The following is a 17,741-nucleotide window of genomic DNA, read 5'->3' on the forward strand; positions in this document are numbered from 1 at the left end:
CCTCTCGCGGAGGTGTCTTGCCCGGGCCTGATTGGCCGCGATAGCATTCCGCCATGACCGAACAGGCCCTTCCGGTCGGCCCTGCCGACATCGATGCCGCAGCGCGCGTGATCGCGCCTTACGCCATCCGCACCCCGCTGTTGTCCTTCCCCGTGCTCAACGAGCGCGTCGGTGCGAAAGTGTTCCTGAAGCCGGAGATGCTTCAGCGCACCGGCTCGTTCAAGTTCCGCGGTGCGTTCAACAAGGTGTTCTCGATCCCGCAGGACAAGCGCGCCGGCGGCGTCGTCGCGTTCTCCTCCGGCAACCACGCCCAAGGCGTGGCGGCGGCGGCAAAGATCCTCGACATGCAGGCCACCATCGTGATGCCAGCGGACGCCCCGCTGTCGAAGCGCGAGCGCACCAAATCCTACGGCGCCGAGGTCGTGCTGTACGACCGCGACAAGGACGACCGCGAGGCGATCTCGCGCGGCATCGCCGAGAAGCGCGGCGCGACGCTGGTCAAACCCTACGACGATCCGTTCGTGATCGCAGGGCAGGGCACCGCCGGCCGCGAGATCGCCGAGGACATGGCAACGCTCGGCCTCGGCCCCGACATCGTGGTGGCGCCGGCCTCCGGCGGCGGCTTGATCGCGGGTGTCGCGACCGCCGTGAAGGCGCGCTATCCGCAAGCCGAGATCGTGGTCGCCGAGCCCGAGGCCTTCGACGATCACGGCATTTCACTCAGCGCAGGCCATCGCGAGCCGCATCCGCCGGCCGGCCGCACCATCTGCGATGCGCTGATGGCCCTGATGCCGGGCGAGATGACGTTTGCGATCAACAGCAAGCTCTTGGCGCGCGGCGTCACGGCGTCGGACAAGGAAGTCGGCGCGGCGGTCGCCTTTGCCTATCGCGAGCTGAAGCTGGTGGTGGAGCCCGGCGGCGCGGTGGGGCTTGCTGCGCTACTCGCGGGCCGCCTCGATGTGGCCGGCAAGAACGTCGTCATCGTGCTGTCAGGCGGCAATGTCGATGCGGATCTGTTCGCGGAGCTGGTGGCCTGATCGTCATTCCGGGGCTCGCGCAGCGAGAGCTATGATGCGCAATTGCGCATCTGAGAATCCATAACCACGATCGGGAGTATGGATTCCGGGCCTGCGCCTTACGGCGCATCCCGGAATGACCAAGAACAGACATGAAGAAGGGGCAGAGCGTTTCCGCTCTGCCCCTTTGTCGTCTCGCTCGCCGCAATCAGCGCGTGAAGCCGCCGCGACGGTTGCCGCCATTGTTCATGCTCGGCGCTTGGTTCATCGACTGCCGGAAGTTGTTGTTGCTGCTGACCATGCGGCTCGGCATCGTGTTGATCTGCGGGCGGGTGTTCTGCACGTTGGTCTGCACCTGCACCTTATTCACCGGGTTATTGTTGAGCTTGACGATGCCGGTGTTGCCGTTGTTGAGCCGGATCGGGCGGTTCGGAGTCTGCACGTTGACCGGCTTCGACTCGATGTTCGGGCCACCCTTGCCGACATTCACCGGCATGGTCACGATCTTGCCCGGCTTGATGGTGCCGCCATTCGGCATGGTGCTGGTCGCAGGCAGGGTCACGATCTTGCCGATGCCGACCTTGCCGTTGACCGTATTGGTCGGCGCAGGCAGCGTGACGATCTTGCTCGGGGTCTGCGGCGGCGTGCCGTTCTGCGGGTTCGGCTGGTTGTTGCCGGCAGGCAGGGTGACGATCTGTCCGCCATTGCCGAGCTTGCCGACGACATTGCCGTCGAGCGGCTTCTGCACGACCGGCAGATTGCCGTTCACCTGCGCGCCATTGCCCTGCTGCATCAGCGGCATGTATTTGGGCTGGCCGAGATTGCCGATCTTGATCGTCGGAGCAATGGTCTGCGGCGCCAGGAACTTGGTCGCCTGCATCAGGGGGATCTGCTTCGGCTGCGTCTGCAGCTTCAGCGCGACCTGCGCATAGGGGCTGTTGCCGTAGCTGTCATAGAAGCTCTTGTAGGCGAGCGGCGAGTTGGCGAGGACCGCCTTGTGCCAGGCCTGCGAGATCAGGATGTTGTTGAGCAGCCAGCGGATGTGGTCGCACAGCGGGTCGTGCGGGTACATCCGGATGAACTCCTGATAGTACTCCGGCCGGCCCTCGGACACGACGTAGTCATAGGCCTGGCGGGTGGAGCGGCTCGGCAGGTTGGAGGCCATCTGCACGACCGGCGCTTTCACCGGCGCGCGGTTGGCGGCAACGGCGGTGTCACCGAAGAAGGTGAAGTCGCTCGTCAATGACGAGCTCTCCCACGGAATCTGCGCGCCGCTGGTGGTCTGGTTGACCTGCAGGCGCACGCGCTTGAACAGCTGCTCGATCGGCACGTTGGGCTCGCGCGCGACGTTCAGGAACGCCTGTGTGTACGGGCTGTGGCCATTGGTGCCGTCGAGCGCCTCGGCACCTGGCGCGGTCGAGTAGCCGACGATCGAGCCGTTCGGCGCATCGACGATTGCCAAGCCACGGCCGGCGTCGTTGATTTCAGGGAAAGGGTTGTTGCGGCAGGCATCGAGGATGACGATGCGCATGCGGCTCGGGATCGTCTCCAGCGTCGACATCACGTCGACGAGGCGCAGCGAATTGTTGACCAGCTCGGTCGGGCTGGAAACCTTGGCGTCGACCGGAACGAGATAGTTCTCGCCGGCGAGCTGCACGCCGTGACCGGCGTAATAGACCATCGCCACCGTGTTCGGACCGCGCGAGGCGACCTTGGCGGAGAAGTCCTGGACGACGCGGAGCATGTCGTTCTGGGTCAAGTCGGTCGCGGCGACCACTTCGAACCCGGCGGAGTTCAGGAACTGCGCCATCGACTGGGCGTCATCGTCGGGATTCGCAAGCTGCGGCGCGTTCTGGTAGTTGGCATTGCCGATCACCAGCGCCACCCGCTGCTCCGGGCCTTGCAGCGCGGTGGGGGCAGGCTGCACGGGGGCGACTTGCGCGGAAACGGGCCCGCAGGCGAAGCCGAACAGGCTTCCCAGCAGGCTCGCCGTCATGAAAAAGGGCTTTAGGCGGAACATGGCGTGCTCCTTTGGCACTCATCTCGATGCGAGATTGGTTGCGCGCAAGCTTGGCCGCGTTCGACCCTTGCGGTCCGTGATCCCTGTCACCATGCTGGCCTCCGTGATCTGAATCACGCTCGGAACCTGTTATGGTTAGCGATCGATTGGGAGGACGTCCGCCACATGCTGAAATCGATCGATCCGATCCTCACCCCCGATTTGCTCTGGCTGCTCGCCGCGATGGGCCATGGCGACGACCTCGTGTTCGTCGACGCCAATCACCCCGCCACCCGGATCGCGCAGAGCACCTCATCGCAGCGCCTGATCCAATTGCCGGGCATGACGATGGAAACTGCCATCCGGGCCATCATGTCGGTCTATCCGCTCGACGATTTCGATCCCGATCCGGTGCGTGTGATGATGCCGGTCGACGATCCCGACCGCGTGCCCGAGGTGCAGCGCGCCGTGCTCGCGGAGATCGCACGTGCGGCTGGCCGGCCGGTCACGCCCGGCAAGCTCGCGCGTCCCGATTTCTATCGCGCGGCAGCGGCAGGCTTTGGCGTCGTGCAGGTCGGTGACAGCAGGGGCTATGGCTGCTTCCTGATCAGGAAGGGCGTGATCAGTTAGGAATATCATGAAGCATCCATCCTCACTGATCGTGTTCGGCGGCCTTCCAGGTACCGGCAAGACGACGATCGCTCGCGAACTCACCGCCAGGCTGGCGGCGACCTATCTTCGTATCGATGCGATCGAGCAGCCATTGCGGGAGGCAGGTTTCATCGTCGGCGCAGCCGGCTATGCCCTTGCCAACACGCTCGCCGCCGAAAACCTCAAGCTCGGGCGCATCGTCATCGCGGACTGCGTCAAGCCCGTGCTGGCAAGCCGCGCCGGATGGCGGCAGACTGCCTTGCGAACCGGCGCAGGCATCGTCGAGATTGAAGTGATTTGCAGCGAACCGGCGTTACACCGGCAGCGCGTGGAAAACCGGCTGCCTGACATTGACGGTCACAGGGTCCCAACCTGGGATGACGTCGTGAGCCTGACTTACGAGCCGTGGGATCGGGAGCACTTGGTGCTCGATACGGCCGAGAGTTCGCTCGATCATGTCCTGGACCGCGTTGAAGCGCATGTGCGCGAGAAGATCGGCTAGTCGTCTTACTGGCGTTTGCTGGGACGAAACGCCTCGCACTCGAATTTGAGTGGCCTTCTCGCATCCGCCTGTCTATCGTCGATTCATGTCTCGCCTTCTGTGTCTCTTCGTTGCTGTCGTCCTGTCGCTGCTGCCCGCTGTGGCACCGGCCGAGCCCGTGCAAAAGCGCCCCAAGCCGGTCTGGAAGGGCTACGGCTTCCTGCCGGGCTATCGGCAGCCGCTCAGCAACAGCATCCCGCTCTACAAGCAGAAAGACGCCATGCGGCGCCTGTCGCGCGCCGACCGGCGCCATTGGTACATCGACCCGGTTCCGCAATATTATCGCTGGGACGGCGAGTGGCACTATTTCGGCCGCCCCGGATTCAACGGCGGCCGCTACAACGGCGGCAGCTATGGCCCGTGCTGGACGCGCACGCCGATCGGTCCGATCTGGAATTGCGGGTGAGGCGCTGACAGTCAGGGAAAGCTGCGGACGACCTCGATCAAGCCGACGATTGCGGCATTGAACGCATCGAGGTCCTCGGCCGGAATCCTATACTCCAGATGTGAGCGTCCGCCCGCTTCCTGCGCATCGTATTTTTCGATGAAGCTGCGCTTGATTGCAAAACGGGTCACGAAGCCCGATCCGCTCGCCGGGACATTCCAGTCCCGCGCGATCTTGATGGCGTAGTCTTCGGTCAGCACCGGATAGAAGATCGGCTGGTCGGGCAGGCGCGGCGGAAACGCGCGCATGCCGGATTGCTGGATCAATTCCAGCTCTTTTGGACCGACGGGCCGCTAGAGGGTGAGGGTGTCTTCGGTGGGGGACATGGGCGTGAGGTCCAAGATCGAGCGTCGTCGTCGCGAGCGCAGCGAAGCAATCCAGAATCCTCCGCGGAGACAGCCTGGATTGCTTCGCTGCGCTCGCAATGACGGTGTGGGGGGAGTGCGCGCCCCTTTACGAAAAGAACGCGATCTTCTCGGCCTGGGTCATGCGGCGGATCGGGGCGAGGGGGTCGTTGGCCGATGCGCGGGGTTTTTGCAAGATGCCGCTGGCGAGGATGGTGGCGCCGAGCGAGGCGTCGGACATGGACGCGGACATGGACGCGGGCAGGGGCGAGGGCATCGGCAGCGTCGCGGTCGGGGCTGCCGCCATTGATGCGGTGGCCGCCACGGCGGGCGCCTGCTGCTCCATCACCTCGGCGGCGGCTTCCGCGATGGCGTCGGTGAGGCGCGCGAGCGAGTCCAGCGCGATCGGCGCGTCCGCGGGCTCTTCGGCGATGGCTGCGAGGACAGGCTCAGCTGCGACCGGCTCCGGCTGTTCGGTGGCAATGGGCGCCACGACATCCGAGAGCGCCGGCTCCGGCGTCGCGGCTGCCATCTCCACCGGCTCGATGATCTCGTCGAAGTCGGGATCGGGCGCGGCCATCTCCATCGCGATGGCCTCGAGGATGGCTTCGTCCTCGGCCTCGGCTGCGGCGTCGAGCGAGAACTCCTCGCTTGCTTCCGTCAAGGCCTCCGGCTGAGCGGCCGGCTCTTCAAACGCGACGGCTTCGAGCTCGGCATCATCAGGCGCGAGGTTTTCGAGCGCCGCGCTTTCGGCAGGGATTTGGCTTTCGGCCGCGATCCCCTGTGCGGCAGCCGCGTCCATGGCCTGCTCGGCGATGGCGGAGGTTTCAGCGACGGCCGCTGCTTCGACGGCCGCATCGAGTTCCGGAGCTGCCGCGATCTCTTCGCGCGTCTCCGTAAAAGCCACGGATGCATCGCCCGCCATGGCCGCCATCTCGACGGGCGAGGCTTCTGCGACTGATGACGGCGCCTCCTGTGCCGGAGCAGGCGCGGCCTGCGGCGTTGCGTCGCCGTCGAGCTGCTCGACTCGATCCTTCAGCAGATCGAACGCGGCTTTGAGCTCGATGCGGGGATCGAGGGTCGAGATCTGCCCGCAGGCGGCCTCGATCGAGGCGAGCTGCGAATCAATGAGGTCGCAGATTCGCCCGTCGGCGCCGATCTCGCGCCAGCGCCAGGAGATCTCCTTGAGGATGCGTACCCCGCGCGGGATCGGCGCGAGACTCGCCTCGATCGCGCCGGGATCGAACGCGGCGAGCGCGATCGTCTCGGCCTCGCGGATGGCGCGGCGGATCTCGACCAGCGCCTCGGGCAAGCGGTCCTCGACGACCGGTTGCCGCTGTGCCGCAAGGGTTTCCTCGATTTTGGCGACCGCATCCAGCACCATGCGAGTGTCGGCATTGCGGTTGCGCTTGGCATATTCGCCGAGGAACCAGCGGCCGCGCGCGGTCTCCATGAAGGCTTCGCGGATCGCGTCGTAATCCTGCTCGTTCGGCGCGGCCGCGCGGGCAGACATGGGCGAGAGGGCGAATGCTTCGTTGGCCATGACAATCTCGTCGCGCAAATCAGTGCGCGTTACTGTAACGATCACCACGATATCGACCGAATCGCAATTGGTTTGATGCAGTCCGAATCACAAATCCCCATCGCGGCAGCGACGAAGCGGCGATTCGCCGTGAGCCTCGCCGTGTTCTATTCGGCCTTCTTTGCGGTCCTGGGCACGCATGTGCCGTTCTTCCCGGTCTGGCTGAAGGCGATCGGCATCGACGCTGTCTGGATCGGCATCATCGCCGCGCTGCCGGCGATCACGCGCTTCACCACGCTGCCGCAAGTGACCGCCTTTGCCGAAAAGCGACAGGCCATTCGCGCCGCCATCATGGTGTCGGCGCTGGCCACTGCGATCGGATTTACGATGGTCGGCCTGCAGCAGCAGCCGCTGGCGCTGTTCCTGGTCTACGCGCTGACCTGCATGGTGTGGACGCCGACGATGCCGCTGACCGATGCCTATGCGTTGCGCGGTGTCGCCCGCTACGGGCTCGATTACGGACCCCTGCGGCTGTGGGGGTCGGCGGCGTTTGCCGCCGGCTCGCTCGCCTGCGGCTATCTCGTCGACGTCGTCGCTCCGCGCGACCTGATCTGGGTCATCGTCGCCTGGGCCGTCGTCGCGGTTCTCGCCAGCCTGCTGCTGCAGCCGCTCGACGATCTCAGGCGGAGGACGCCGGAGCGGCATGCCGGCAAGCCGCTGCTGCGCGATGCAGCCTTCTGGGCCGTGATCGCGTCGGCGGCGCTGATCCAGAGCAGTCACATCGCCTTCTACACCTTCTCGGCCATCAACTGGCAGCTCCAAGGCATCAGCGGGCTGACCATCGCGGTGCTGTGGACGCTGGGCATCATGGCAGAGATCGTCGTGTTCGCGCTGTCGCCGCGCTTCTCGCTGCAGCCGTCCACGCTGATAGCCATCGGCGGCGTGATCGCCGTGCTGCGCTGGATCGTCACCGCGAGCGAGCCGCCGCTCGTGCTGCTCGCGATCGCCCAGCTCGGCCACGGCTTCAGCTTCGGCCTGACCATCGTCGGCACCATGAACCTTTTGGTGCAGCGCGTGCCTTCGCATCAGATCGCGCGCGGGCAGGGCTATTACGCCGCCTGCAACGGGCTCCTGGGGGCGGCGACGTCGATCGCATCAGGCGCGATCTACGCCCGCATCGGCGACAATGTCTATTACGTCATGGCCGCGATGGCCGCTGCCGGCGCCATTCTGATCTGGTCGGCGCGGCATCGCCTCACGGCTCAGCCCCAGAGCGAAACATCCGGCGGGTAGACCAGGCTGCCGTCATAACGCAGGCCGTGGTCGCGGTCGCGCGCCAGCAGCAAGGGGCCGTCGAGATCGACGAAGCGCGCCTGGGGCGTCACCAGCATCGCCGGCGCCATCGACAGCGAGCTCGCGACCATGCAGCCGATCATGATCTCGAAGCCGAGCGCCCGGGCAGCATCGGCCATGGCCAGCGCCTCGGTGAGGCCGCCGGTCTTGTCGAGCTTGATGTTCACGGCGTCGTAGCGTTCGCGCAAGGGCGCAAGCGAAGAGCGGTCATGCACGCTCTCGTCGGCGCAGACGGCGAGGGGGCGCTTGATGCGCGCCAGCGCTTCGTCGCGGCCTGCCGGCAGCGGCTGCTCCACCAGGGTGACGCCCGAAGCGGCGCAGGCGGCGAGATTGGCCTCCAGATCGGCCTCGGTCCAGGCCTCATTGGCATCGACGATCAGCTCGGCCTCAGGGGCGGCCTTGCGCACGGCCGCGATGCGCTCCGGATCGCCGTCGCCGCCGAGCTTGATCTTGAGCAGCGGACGGTGCGCCGCTTTGGCGGTCGCGGCTGCCATGGCCTCTGGGGTCGCTAACGAGATCGTGTAAGCCGTGGTGCGCTCTTCCGGGGCCGGGCGGCCCAGCAGGTTCCAGGCGCGCAAGCCCGCCGCCTTCGCCTCGAGGTCGATCAGGGCGCAATCCAGGGCGTTGCGGGCCGCACCTGATGGCATTGCGGCCTGGAGGGTCTCTCGCGTCAGCCCGCCCTCGACGGCCTCCTGCATGGCCTGGATCGCGGCCAGCGTCGCCTCCGGCGTCTCGCCGTAGCGGGGATAGGGCACGCATTCGCCGCGGCCGGTCAGGCCGCCCCGGCTGACCTCCGCCACGACCGTGACGGCCTCGGTTTTGGCGCCCCGACTGATGGTAAAACTGCCGGCGATCGGGAAGCGCTCGATTCGCGCCGCCAGGGTCACAAGTTTGCTGGAAGTCATTTTGAACTCTGGCGAAATCTGAACCTGCTAGTTACCTCTAGCAACTAACATTAACCCTTGGGGATACCTTCTCTGGGTAAGGGCGCGTGCGCAATCATCTGATTTTCTCCGCCCCGGCACGGGAGCGGACATGAGTGGCGATCCGAAGCTGGAACGGATTGCCAAGGGCAACGCCCTGGCACTGTGCGCCACCGGCACCTGGACCGCGAGCTTTGCGCCGGTCCTGGAGCGGATGGTCGCCGACGCCGAGAAGCTTGCAGACACCCCGCAAAGCATCTTCATCGACGTCTCCGAGGTCGCCAAGCTCGACACGTTCGGTGCCTGGCTGATCGAGCGGCTGCGCCGCAGCCTGACCCAGGGGGCCGTCGAGGCGCAGATCGCGGGGCTCTCCGCCAATTATTCCAGCCTCGTGGACGAGGTGCGGCGGGTCAGGGGGGCGGCCGTGGTCGACAGCGACCCGATCACCATCTCCGGGATGCTGGAGCAGATCGGCCGGACCGTGGCCGGCGTCGCCGGCACGGTGGCAGGCCTCGTCGACATGCTGGGGGCCGTGCTCGCGGCGTGGTTTCGCGTCCTGATCCATCCGCGCTCGTTCCGCCTGACCTCGACCGTGCATCACATGGAGCAGGTCTGCTGGCGCGCGGTGCCGATCATCGTGCTGATCACCTTCCTGATCGGCTGCATCATCGCGCAGCAGGGCATCTTCCATTTCCGCCGCTTCGGCGCCGACATCTTCGTCGTCGACATGCTCGGCGTGCTGGTGCTGCGTGAGATCGGCGTGCTCCTGGTCGCGATCATGGTCGCGGGCCGTTCGGGCAGCGCCTACACCGCAGAACTCGGCTCGATGAAGATGCGCGAGGAGATCGACGCGTTGCGCACCATGGGGTTCGATCCGATCGAGGTCCTGGTGCTGCCGCGCATGATGGCGCTGGTGCTGGCGCTGCCGATCCTCGCATTCCTCGGCGCCATGGCTGCGCTCTATGGCGGCGGTCTGGTGGCCTGGCTCTATGGCGGCGTCCAGCCCGAGGCGTTCCTGCTGCGCCTGCGCGACGCCATCTCGATCGACCATTTCATCGTCGGCATCGTCAAGGCGCCGGTGATGGCCGCCGTGATCGGCATCGTCGCCTGCGTCGAAGGGCTCGCCGTGCAGGGCAGCGCGGAATCGCTGGGTCAGCACACCACCGCGTCGGTGGTGAAGGGCATCTTCTTCGTCATCGTCATGGACGGCATCTTCGCCATCTTCTTCGCCTCGATCGGGATGTGACGATGGCAAGAGAAACTCAAAGCGAGATCCAGGACCCGATCATCCGCGTCCGCGGCATCACCGTGCAGTTTGGCTCAACGCGCGTGCTGGACGGGCTCAACCTCGACGTCAAGCGCGGCGAGATTTTGGGATTTGTCGGCCCCTCGGGCGCGGGCAAGTCGGTGCTGACGCGCACCATCATCGGCCTCGTGCCGAAGGTCGCGGGCTCCATCGAAGTGTTCGGCGTTGACCTCGATTCATCGAGCGCGTCGCAGCGGCGCAATGTCGAGCGGCGCTGGGGCGTCCTGTTCCAGCAGGGCGCGCTGTTCTCCTCGCTGACCGTGCGGCAGAACATCCAGTTTCCGATGCGCGAATATCTGCGCGTCTCGCAGCGGCTGATGGACGAGATCACCATGGCCAAGCTCACCATGGTCGGCCTCAAGCCCGAGGTCGCCGAGCGTTTCCCGTCCGAACTCTCCGGCGGCATGATCAAGCGCGTGGCGCTGGCGCGTGCGTTGTCGCTCGATCCCGACCTCGTCTTTCTGGACGAGCCGACCTCCGGCCTCGATCCGATCGGCGCGGGCGACTTCGACGAGCTGGTTCGGACCCTGCAGCGCACTTTGGGGCTGACGGTTTTCATGGTAACCCACGACCTCGACAGCCTATACACAGCATGTGACCGCATCGCCGTTTTAGGGAACGGTAAGATCATTGCGGCAGGGTCGATCGCCGACATGCAGGCCTCGCAGCATCCCTGGCTGAGGCAGTATTTTCATGGCAAGCGCGCCCGCGCGGTCATGGGTTGAGAGCTGGGTTGAGTAGCCGGAGCACCTGATGGAAACGCGGGCGAACTACATTTTGATCGGCTCGTTCACGCTGGCGGTGATCGCCGCCGCGATCGGCTTCGTGCTGTGGTTTCAGTCGCTGCACACCACCAAGCAGCGCAGCCCCCTGCGCGTCGTGTTCGAGGGCCCGGCGGCGGGCCTGCGCAACGGCGGCAGCGTCAATTTCAACGGTATCAGGGTGGGCGAGGTGGTCTCGGTGAAGCTGGACAACCCGCGGCGGGTTGTCGCACTCGCCATGATCGAGAACAACGCCCCGATCCGCAAGGACACCCTGGTCGGCCTCGAATTCCAGGGTCTCACCGGCGTTGCGGCGATCTCGCTGAAAGGCGGCGAGGAGGCCGCGCCAGCTCCGCCGCTCGACCAGGACGGCATCCCGACGCTCACGGCCGACCCCAACAAGCTCCAGGATGTCACCGAGGCGATCCGCGCCACGCTGCAGAACGTCAACAAGATCGTCGCCGACAATCAGGAATCGGTGAAGAACTCGCTGAAGAACCTCGAGACCTTTACCAACTCGCTGGCGCGCAATTCCGAAAAGATCGACGCCGTGATGGCCAAGGTCGATGGCGTCATGCTCAAGGCCGACAATCTCATGCTCGGCCTCAACACGCTGGCCGGCGGCAAGGACGGCGGCGAGCTGTTCCAGGCGGTGAAGTCGATCCGCGAGCTAGCCGAAGATTTCGACAAGCGCTCGGGCGCTCTGATGGCCGACGGCCGCCGCACCCTCGGCGACATTAGCCGCGCCGTGAACAATTTCGACCGCAACCCGACCCGCGTCCTGTTCGGCGCCAGCAACTCGTCGCAGCCCGCCCCGCCGCCCGAGCCGCCGAAGCCTGCGGCAGCGCCGAGGCGGTAGGCGGTAGGAAAGCGCGAATGGGGAGTGGCGAATAGCGAGTAGCGTATACAGCCTTCCTCACGGATCGATCCCAAACAAAAACGGAGCCCGCGAGGGCTCCGTTTTCATTCGCTATTCGCTATTCGCAATTCGCCATTGGCGAGCTTCCGCTCACCCCAGCCGGCCCGCCGCGTGCGCGAGCAGGGTGTAGACCAGGCCCGTTTCCGAGATCAGGTGGCTGCGCAGCTCCTGCGGGCCGCGGCCGTCGCGGGCGACTTCGTCGAGGAGGCGCTCGAACTCGGCGACGTAGCGGTCGACCGTGCCCTTGAAGTTGCGGTCGGCGCGGTACTTGCGGGCGACCTCGTCGAAGGCCTTCTGGCCGGCGGGCGTGTACAGGCGCTTGGTGAAGGCCTTGTTCTCGCCGCGCTGGTAGCGGTCCCACATCTCGGCGGCGAGGTTGCGGTCCATCAGCCGGCCGATGTCGAGCGACAGCGATTCCAGCGGATTGCTGCTTGCCTGCGGCGCCTGCGGCTGCGGCGCGGGTGCCGCGCGGCCACGCGGAGCCTGACCGGCCGGTGCGCCCTGATTGGCGTCGGTGCGGTTGAGCAGGTCCGACAGCCAGCCGTCACGGCCCTGGTCGTTGCCACCGGGCGCGACCGGCGGCGCTTCGGTGCGGCGCCCGGCCGGCATGCCGAGGTCCGGCGGCGGCAGCGTCGAGGCGCTGCCGATGTCGCGCATGCGGGTCTCGGGAGCCCGGCCGCCGACGGCGGCCAGCACCGGCTCTTCCTGGCGTTGCACGCTGGCGCGGCCCGCCGTGGTGACGTCGAGCCCGCGGCCGTGCTGGGCCACGATGCGGTTGAGCTCGGCGAGCGCCTCGATCTGGTCGACGATCACCTTGCGCATCTGCGCCGTGCTCTCGGCGGCCTCCTGCGGCATCTCGAGTACGCCGCGGCGCAGCTCGTTGCGGGTGGCTTCGAGCTCGTTGTGCATCTCCAAAGCCATCTGCTTCATGCTGGCGACGAGGTTGGTGAACTTCTCGGTCGACTGCTTGAACATCGTATCCGCCTCGTCCGTGGTCTGGCGGTAGATGTCGTGCATGGCCTCGATGGTCTGCCGGTGCTCCTCTTCAGACGCCGCGCGCACCGCCTCGAACTGGCGGGTGATCGCGGCCGAGCCGGCGCCGGCGGTCTCGGCGACGACGCGGGCGATGTCGCGGGCGCGCTCTTCGGCCGCGGCAAGCGATTCATCGAGCAGGCCGGTGAAGCGCGACAGCCGCTGGTCGAGATCGGCCGTGCGCAGGTCGATCGTGGTGACGAGCGATTCCAGTGCCTGCTTGCGTTCGGCGAGCGAGGCAGTGGTGTTCTTGTTGCTCTGCTCGACGACCTGCGCGGCCTCGACCAGCGCCTGGCCATGCTTGTCGAACTGGGTCGACAGCTCGCCGAGATCCTGCAGCGCCTTCGTGGTCTTGCTGTTGAAGACGTTGAGCTGCTCTTCCAGGTTCTGCGTCGCCGCGCCGTTGCGCGAGGTGACGTCGTTCATCGCCGAGACGAAGTCGGCGACGCGGGTCACCAGCGCCCGCTCGAGCGAGTTGAGGTTGTCGTGCGCACCGGTCAGCACCTCCTGGAGCAGGATGTTGCCTTCGCGCAGGCGCTCGAACAGGGCGACCGTGTCGGTGCGCAGGATCTTGCTGGTCTCCTGCATCTCCGTCACGGCCGCGATCGAGACCTGGCGCGACTGGTCGATCGCGGAACGCGAGGCCTGCTCGAGGTCCTTGAGCGACTTGCCGACGGCGCTGGTGGCGACCTCGCTCGCCGCGTTGATGGTGCGGGCGACTTCCGAGCCGTTGCCCATCATGGTCTGCGAGAAGGCCTGGCCGCGCGTCTCGATCGACTTCAGCGCGTCGGAGGTGACGCGGTCGATGTCGAGCGTGAGCTGGCTGGTCTTGGAGCCAATCGCGTCGACCAGTGCGCCGCGCTTGGCGTCGATCATGTTCGACAGACGGTCGGCCTGCTGCTGCACGTAGGTGACGATCTCGTCGGTCTTGCCGGTCATGGCCTGGCCGAAGCTGGAGCTGGCGGCGAGCACCGAGCGCTCGACGTCGGCCGAGCTCGACTTGACGCGCGAGCTCGCCTCGTTGGAGGCGGAGATCAGCGCGTTCTGGGCGTTGAGCGCGCTGGTCTGGATATCGTTGGTCGCGTTGGCGGCGGCCGCGCTCAGCGTACGCTCGATCTCGGTCGAGATCGTGCGGATCTGGCTCGCGGCGTCGGCCGAGGTCGAGGTCAGCGAGATCTGGGCTTCACGCGCGCTGTTGAGGATGGTCGAGGCGGTGTCGGCGCCGACCGCGGTCAGCGTGCGCTCGATGTCCGTCGTCAGCGACTTGATCTGGCCCGCCGCATCGGTCGAGGCGGAGATCAGCGTGCCCTGGGCCTCGCGCACGCCGCTGGTGAGCGCCTCGATGGTGGCGCCGCCGGCTGTCGCCAGCGCGCGCTGCATCTCGGCCGCGAGCGAACGGACCTGGCTGGTTTGTTCTGCGGAGACAGCAAGAAGGGTGCTCTGGGCGTCGCGGGCGCTGGTGGTGATCGTCTCGGCGGTGGTCTGGCCGACCTGAGAGAGCGAGCGATGCACTTCGGCCGCGAGCGACTTGACCTGGCTCGCCGCGTCCGAGGACGCCGTCACCAGCGTGCTCTGGGCCTCGCGGGCGCCGCTCATGATGGTCTCGGCCGTCGAGGTGCCCGCCATCGTCAGCGAGCGCTGCACGTCCGAGGACAGCGCCTTGATCTGGTTTGCGGTCTCGGTCGAGGCCGCGATCAGCGTGCTCTGCGCATCGCGGGCGCCGGCGGTGATCGACTCCGCCGTGGCGGTGCCGGCCATCGACAGCGAGCGCTGCACGTCGGCGGTGAGGGTCTTGACCTGGCTCGCCGCATCCGAGGACGCGGTGACGAGGGTGGTTTGCACCTCGCGGGCGCCGGCCAGGATCGAGGCTGCGGTGGCGGCGCCCGCCGCCGACAGCGTGCGCTCGACGTCGGCCGCGAGCCCCTTGATCTGGGTGGAGGCTTCGCCCGAGGCCGCAACCAGCGTCGACTGCGCTTCGCGCGCGCTGGTCAGGATCGAGTTCGCCGCACCGGTGCCGACTGCGGTCAGCGCCTGCTCGACCTCGGCCGAGGTCATCTTGAGCTGGGCGTTGACATCGGAGGAGACCGTCAGCAGCGACTGCTGGGCGGTGCGCGCGCCGGTCTGGATGGTCTCGCTGGTGTTGACGACGAGGTTGGTGAGCGAGCGCTCGGCGTCCTCGACATGCGAGCGGATCGCGGTCGAGATCATCTCGGCGCGGGACATCATGTCCTCGCTGGCCTGGCGTCCGCTGCTTTCGATGCGGCCGGCCACGGCCTCGACGCGGGAGCCGAGCAGATCCTCGAACTGAGCCACGCGCACGTCGATGTCGCTGGCGACCGAGCCGACCTTGGTCTCGATGGCCTGCTGGATCTCCTGGAAGCGTGCCGTGACCGTGTCGGTCAGATGCGTGCTGCGGCCGTCGATGATCTCGGTGACGCCGGTGATGCGGCGGTCGACCGCCTCGATCGCCTGCGCGGTGCCGTCGGTGAGCGTCGAGGTGAGCAGGGTCAGGCGCGTGTCGATCGACTGCACGGCCTGCGATGCGCCGTTGGTCACGGCGGTGGTCAGGTAGGTGAGGCGGGAGTCGATGGATTCGAGCGCCTGCGTCGCGCCACCCGTGAGCGTGGTCGTGAGGTGGGTCAGGCGGGTGTCGATCGACTGGATGGTCTGCGATGCACCGTCGGTCAGCGAGCTCGTGAGGTGGTTGAGGCGCGCATCGATGGTTTCAATGGCCTGCGAGGCACCGTCGGTGAGCGAGCTCGTGAGGTGATTGAGCCGTGCATCGATTGTTTCGATGGCCTGCGACGCCCCGCCGGTCAGCGACGTCGTGAGGTAGGTGAGGCGGGAGTCGATAGACTGGATCGCCTGCGCGGCACCGTCGCTCAGCGACGTCGCCAGCGTGTTGATGCGTCCGTCGATGGTCTCGGTCATCGACTTCGCGCGGCTGTCGAACGACAGCTCGAGCGCGGCGACGCGGCCGACGAGCTGCTCGTCGAAGGTCCTGATGTGGCCTTGGATGGTGCCGTCGAGGCTGGCGATCTTGCCGTTCAGCGAGGCGTCGATATTGCCGACGCGTTCGCCGATCGTGGTCTCGAACTGCACGAGGCGCTGGTCGAGCACCGCCGTGATCTGGCCGCCGTTCGACGTGAAGCGGGTGTCGAAATCGTCGACATAGGTCCTCAGTGTCTCGGCGATGTCCTGCGTGCGCTGGCCCATGCGCTCGACGATCTCGCCGCCGAAGGTCTTCACGGTGCGGTCGAATTCGGAGATGTGGCGGGTGATCAGCGCGCCCAGCGTGCCGGAATCGCGGGCGAACTTCTCGACCAGCTCGGTGCCCTGGTTCCGCACCAGCTCGTCGAACGCGCTCATCTGCAGCGACAGCGAATCGTGCGCGGTCTCGGTCTGGCTGACGACCTTGGCGACCAGGGCGTTGACGGTGGCGTCGAGCGCTTCGCTGGCCTTGTCGCCGCTCGTCATGATCTGGCCGGCGAGGCGGTTGCCGGCGTCGTCGATCTTGGCGGAGATGTCGTTGGAACGCAGCTCGAGCTCGAGCAGCAGCGAGTCCGATGAGTTCTTCAAGGAATCGTGCACCTGCTCGGTACGCTCGGAGATGCCGTCGACGATCGCGGCGGAACGCTGCTCGAACTCGCCGGTGATGCGGTCGATGCGCTCGTTCAGCATCTCGTGGACGCGGTCGGCGAGGTCGACGAACTCGTCGTGGACGTGGCCGGTCTTGAAGTTGAGGCTCGTGGTCAGCCGCTCGCTGGCGTCGAGCACGGCGCGCGTGGTCTCGTTGCTGGCCTCCTCGAGACGGTCGAGCAGGTCGCCGCCGCGCTCGCCGAGCGCCAGGATCATGTTGTCGCCGGCATTGCTCAGCGCCTGGGTGATGTGGGCGCCGCGCTCTTCCAGAGCGCCGGTGATGGACTTGGCGACCTCGTCGACGCGGGAGGCGATCGCGTCCGAGATCAGCGCGATGTCGTGGCGCAGGTCGATCTGCACGCCGGAAATGGCGCTGCGAACCTGCTCGGCCTGGCCGACCAGGTTGTCGCGCTGATGCGCGATGTCCTGGAGCAAAGCGCGGATGCGCACCTCGTTGTCGGAATAGGCGCGTTCGAGCGCGGCGACCTCATTGGCGACCAGCGTCTCGAGCTCACCGGCGCGCGCGATCGCACGCTCGATGCCGTCGCCCATCGCCGCGACCTCGCGGCGGATGGCCTGGCCCACGGTGACCATGGAATCGGAGGCCGAGCCTTCCGGCTCGGAGAAGCGGATCGCGACCTGCGCCATCGCCTGCGCGATCATCCGCATTTCCTGGCCGCGCCAGACGAGGCTCGCGAGGAAGTAGAACAGCATGACCGGCGCGAAGAACATCGCGACGAGGCCGGCGATCACGAGCACGCCGCCGCTCTGGCCCATCGCGGCCTGGATCGAGGGCAGGAAGCCGACGGTCAGCGCGGCGCAGGCGGCGAGCCAGATGCCGGCGAAGATGGTGGCGAAGGTGTAGACGCTGCGGGCAGGGCGGCCCTTCTGCAGCGCCTGGAGCAGCTGGCCGATGGTCTCGCGATCGTCGTTGGCGGCGCGGCGCGCAGTGCGCGGCTCCTCGACCGGGTCGAACACGGTCGAGCGCTCGTTGGCGGCCGGGCGCGGCTCGAAGCTCGGCTCGTCGAAGACCGGAGGCGCGGCCGGCGGCACCGGGGGCGCCGTTTCGTTGCGCATTGCGGCGTTGCGGCTGGTATCGGCCGCGGTGTCGCTGATGTTCAGAGCTTCCTGGATTGCAGAAAGCGCAACTTCTGTAGGGTCTTTGACCTTTTTCGGAGTGTTCGCCATGTTCAGTCCGAGCCCTCGTTACTTGTACGCGTCCCCCCGCGAGCCCTGCGCGCGACGCAAGCCCACAGACCGGATCATGCCGCTTGCGCGGATCTCCGAGCC

General features: G+C 66.7%; 13 protein-coding genes. 8 read left to right on the top strand and 5 right to left on the bottom strand.

Annotated elements, in window-relative coordinates; genetic code table 11:
- Positions 1 to 53 precede the first annotated feature (53 nt).
- Positions 54 to 1,037: a threonine/serine dehydratase family protein gene (locus I6F20_RS31195; RefSeq protein WP_109143149.1), complete on the top strand. Its 984-nt coding sequence runs from the start codon at positions 54 to 56 to the stop codon at positions 1,035 to 1,037.
- Between the two features lie 187 nt (positions 1,038 to 1,224).
- Here I6F20_RS31195 and I6F20_RS31200 read toward each other — a convergent pair whose 3' ends face one another.
- Entirely contained in the window at positions 1,225 to 3,036 is a 1,812-nt protein-coding gene (locus tag I6F20_RS31200) for a caspase family protein (RefSeq protein WP_225129391.1), read from the bottom strand.
- A gap of 165 nt (positions 3,037 to 3,201) precedes the next feature.
- Between I6F20_RS31200 and I6F20_RS31205 the strand changes: the two genes are divergently transcribed.
- The 3 genes from I6F20_RS31205 to I6F20_RS31215 all read left to right on the top strand — a co-directional run bounded on the left by I6F20_RS31205 (position 3,202) and on the right by I6F20_RS31215 (position 4,613).
- Complete coding sequence (locus tag I6F20_RS31205) at positions 3,202 to 3,645, top strand: RbsD/FucU family protein (RefSeq protein WP_036030270.1); 444 nt, start codon at positions 3,202 to 3,204, stop codon at positions 3,643 to 3,645.
- 7 nt (positions 3,646 to 3,652) lie between these two features.
- Positions 3,653 to 4,168, top strand: coding sequence for a P-loop nucleotide/nucleoside kinase family protein (locus I6F20_RS31210; RefSeq protein ID WP_225129393.1), 516 nt, complete (start codon positions 3,653 to 3,655; stop codon positions 4,166 to 4,168).
- Between the two features lie 85 nt (positions 4,169 to 4,253).
- Positions 4,254 to 4,613, top strand: a complete 360-nt coding sequence (locus I6F20_RS31215; protein WP_036015565.1) for a hypothetical protein — start codon at positions 4,254 to 4,256, stop codon at positions 4,611 to 4,613.
- Positions 4,614 to 4,624: 11 nt separating this feature from the next.
- Here I6F20_RS31215 and I6F20_RS31220 read toward each other — a convergent pair whose 3' ends face one another.
- Together I6F20_RS31220 and I6F20_RS31225 are read right to left on the bottom strand one after the other, a co-directional pair.
- Positions 4,625 to 4,924: a hypothetical protein gene (locus tag I6F20_RS31220; RefSeq protein ID WP_225129448.1), complete on the bottom strand. Its 300-nt coding sequence runs from the start codon at positions 4,922 to 4,924 to the stop codon at positions 4,625 to 4,627.
- A 181-nt stretch (positions 4,925 to 5,105) separates the two neighbouring features.
- Positions 5,106 to 6,539 carry a hypothetical protein gene (locus I6F20_RS31225; protein WP_225129395.1) on the bottom strand — a complete coding sequence of 478 codons (1,434 nt, stop codon included), beginning with the start codon at positions 6,537 to 6,539 and terminating at the stop codon, positions 5,106 to 5,108.
- A gap of 75 nt (positions 6,540 to 6,614) precedes the next feature.
- Here I6F20_RS31225 and I6F20_RS31230 point away from each other — a divergent pair, with 75 nt between their 5' ends.
- A complete protein-coding gene (locus I6F20_RS31230) occupies positions 6,615 to 7,811 on the top strand; it encodes an MFS transporter (protein WP_225129397.1) in 1,197 nt (398 codons plus the stop codon).
- Here the strand turns inward: I6F20_RS31230 and dgcA are convergent.
- Entirely contained in the window at positions 7,781 to 8,776 is a 996-nt protein-coding gene (gene dgcA, locus I6F20_RS31235) for an N-acetyl-D-Glu racemase DgcA (RefSeq protein WP_225129399.1), read from the bottom strand. The two genes, I6F20_RS31230 and dgcA, sit on opposite strands and share 31 nt — an antisense overlap.
- A 130-nt stretch (positions 8,777 to 8,906) precedes the next feature.
- On the opposite strand from dgcA, the gene I6F20_RS31240 reads away from it, so the two are divergent.
- Genes I6F20_RS31240 through I6F20_RS31250 form a run of 3 tightly spaced genes read left to right on the top strand, consistent with a single transcriptional unit; the run spans position 8,907 to position 11,720 of the window.
- Positions 8,907 to 10,040: an MlaE family ABC transporter permease gene (locus tag I6F20_RS31240; RefSeq protein ID WP_225129401.1), complete on the top strand. Its 1,134-nt coding sequence runs from the start codon at positions 8,907 to 8,909 to the stop codon at positions 10,038 to 10,040.
- Positions 10,041 to 10,042: 2 nt separating this feature from the next.
- The gene (locus I6F20_RS31245) at positions 10,043 to 10,825 is read left to right on the top strand and encodes an ABC transporter ATP-binding protein (RefSeq protein ID WP_036015555.1); all 783 of its coding nucleotides are present in this window, start codon (positions 10,043 to 10,045) and stop codon (positions 10,823 to 10,825) included.
- Between the two features lie 28 nt (positions 10,826 to 10,853).
- Positions 10,854 to 11,720, top strand: a complete 867-nt coding sequence (locus tag I6F20_RS31250; RefSeq protein ID WP_036015558.1) for an MlaD family protein — start codon at positions 10,854 to 10,856, stop codon at positions 11,718 to 11,720.
- Between the two features lie 150 nt (positions 11,721 to 11,870).
- On the opposite strand, the gene I6F20_RS31255 is transcribed toward I6F20_RS31250, so the two are convergent.
- On the bottom strand, positions 11,871 to 17,639 hold the full coding sequence (locus I6F20_RS31255; protein WP_225129403.1) for an apolipoprotein A-IV repeat region-like domain-containing protein: 5,769 nt from the start codon (positions 17,637 to 17,639) through the stop codon (positions 11,871 to 11,873).
- Positions 17,640 to 17,741: the final 102 nt, after the last annotated feature.

Origin of the sequence: Bradyrhizobium sp. IC3123 (genome assembly GCF_020193625.1) — a bacterium.
Lineage (GTDB): Bacteria > Pseudomonadota > Alphaproteobacteria > Rhizobiales > Xanthobacteraceae > Bradyrhizobium > Bradyrhizobium yuanmingense.

What these genes read in the sequence shown, in the direction of transcription:
- I6F20_RS31195 (WP_109143149.1), top strand. Translation starts at nt 54, where the DNA reads ATGACCGAACAGGCCCTTCCGGTCGGCCCTGCCGACATCGATGCCGCA.
- I6F20_RS31200 (WP_225129391.1), bottom strand. Translation starts at nt 3,036, where the DNA reads ATGTTCCGCCTAAAGCCCTTTTTCATGACGGCGAGCCTGCTGGGAAGC.
- I6F20_RS31205 (WP_036030270.1), top strand. Translation starts at nt 3,202, where the DNA reads ATGCTGAAATCGATCGATCCGATCCTCACCCCCGATTTGCTCTGGCTG.
- I6F20_RS31210 (WP_225129393.1), top strand. Translation starts at nt 3,653, where the DNA reads ATGAAGCATCCATCCTCACTGATCGTGTTCGGCGGCCTTCCAGGTACC.
- I6F20_RS31215 (WP_036015565.1), top strand. Translation starts at nt 4,254, where the DNA reads ATGTCTCGCCTTCTGTGTCTCTTCGTTGCTGTCGTCCTGTCGCTGCTG.
- I6F20_RS31225 (WP_225129395.1), bottom strand. Translation starts at nt 6,539, where the DNA reads ATGGCCAACGAAGCATTCGCCCTCTCGCCCATGTCTGCCCGCGCGGCC.
- I6F20_RS31230 (WP_225129397.1), top strand. Translation starts at nt 6,615, where the DNA reads ATGCAGTCCGAATCACAAATCCCCATCGCGGCAGCGACGAAGCGGCGA.
- dgcA (WP_225129399.1), bottom strand. Translation starts at nt 8,776, where the DNA reads ATGACTTCCAGCAAACTTGTGACCCTGGCGGCGCGAATCGAGCGCTTC.
- I6F20_RS31240 (WP_225129401.1), top strand. Translation starts at nt 8,907, where the DNA reads ATGAGTGGCGATCCGAAGCTGGAACGGATTGCCAAGGGCAACGCCCTG.
- I6F20_RS31245 (WP_036015555.1), top strand. Translation starts at nt 10,043, where the DNA reads ATGGCAAGAGAAACTCAAAGCGAGATCCAGGACCCGATCATCCGCGTC.
- I6F20_RS31250 (WP_036015558.1), top strand. Translation starts at nt 10,854, where the DNA reads ATGGAAACGCGGGCGAACTACATTTTGATCGGCTCGTTCACGCTGGCG.
- I6F20_RS31255 (WP_225129403.1), bottom strand. Translation starts at nt 17,639, where the DNA reads ATGGCGAACACTCCGAAAAAGGTCAAAGACCCTACAGAAGTTGCGCTT.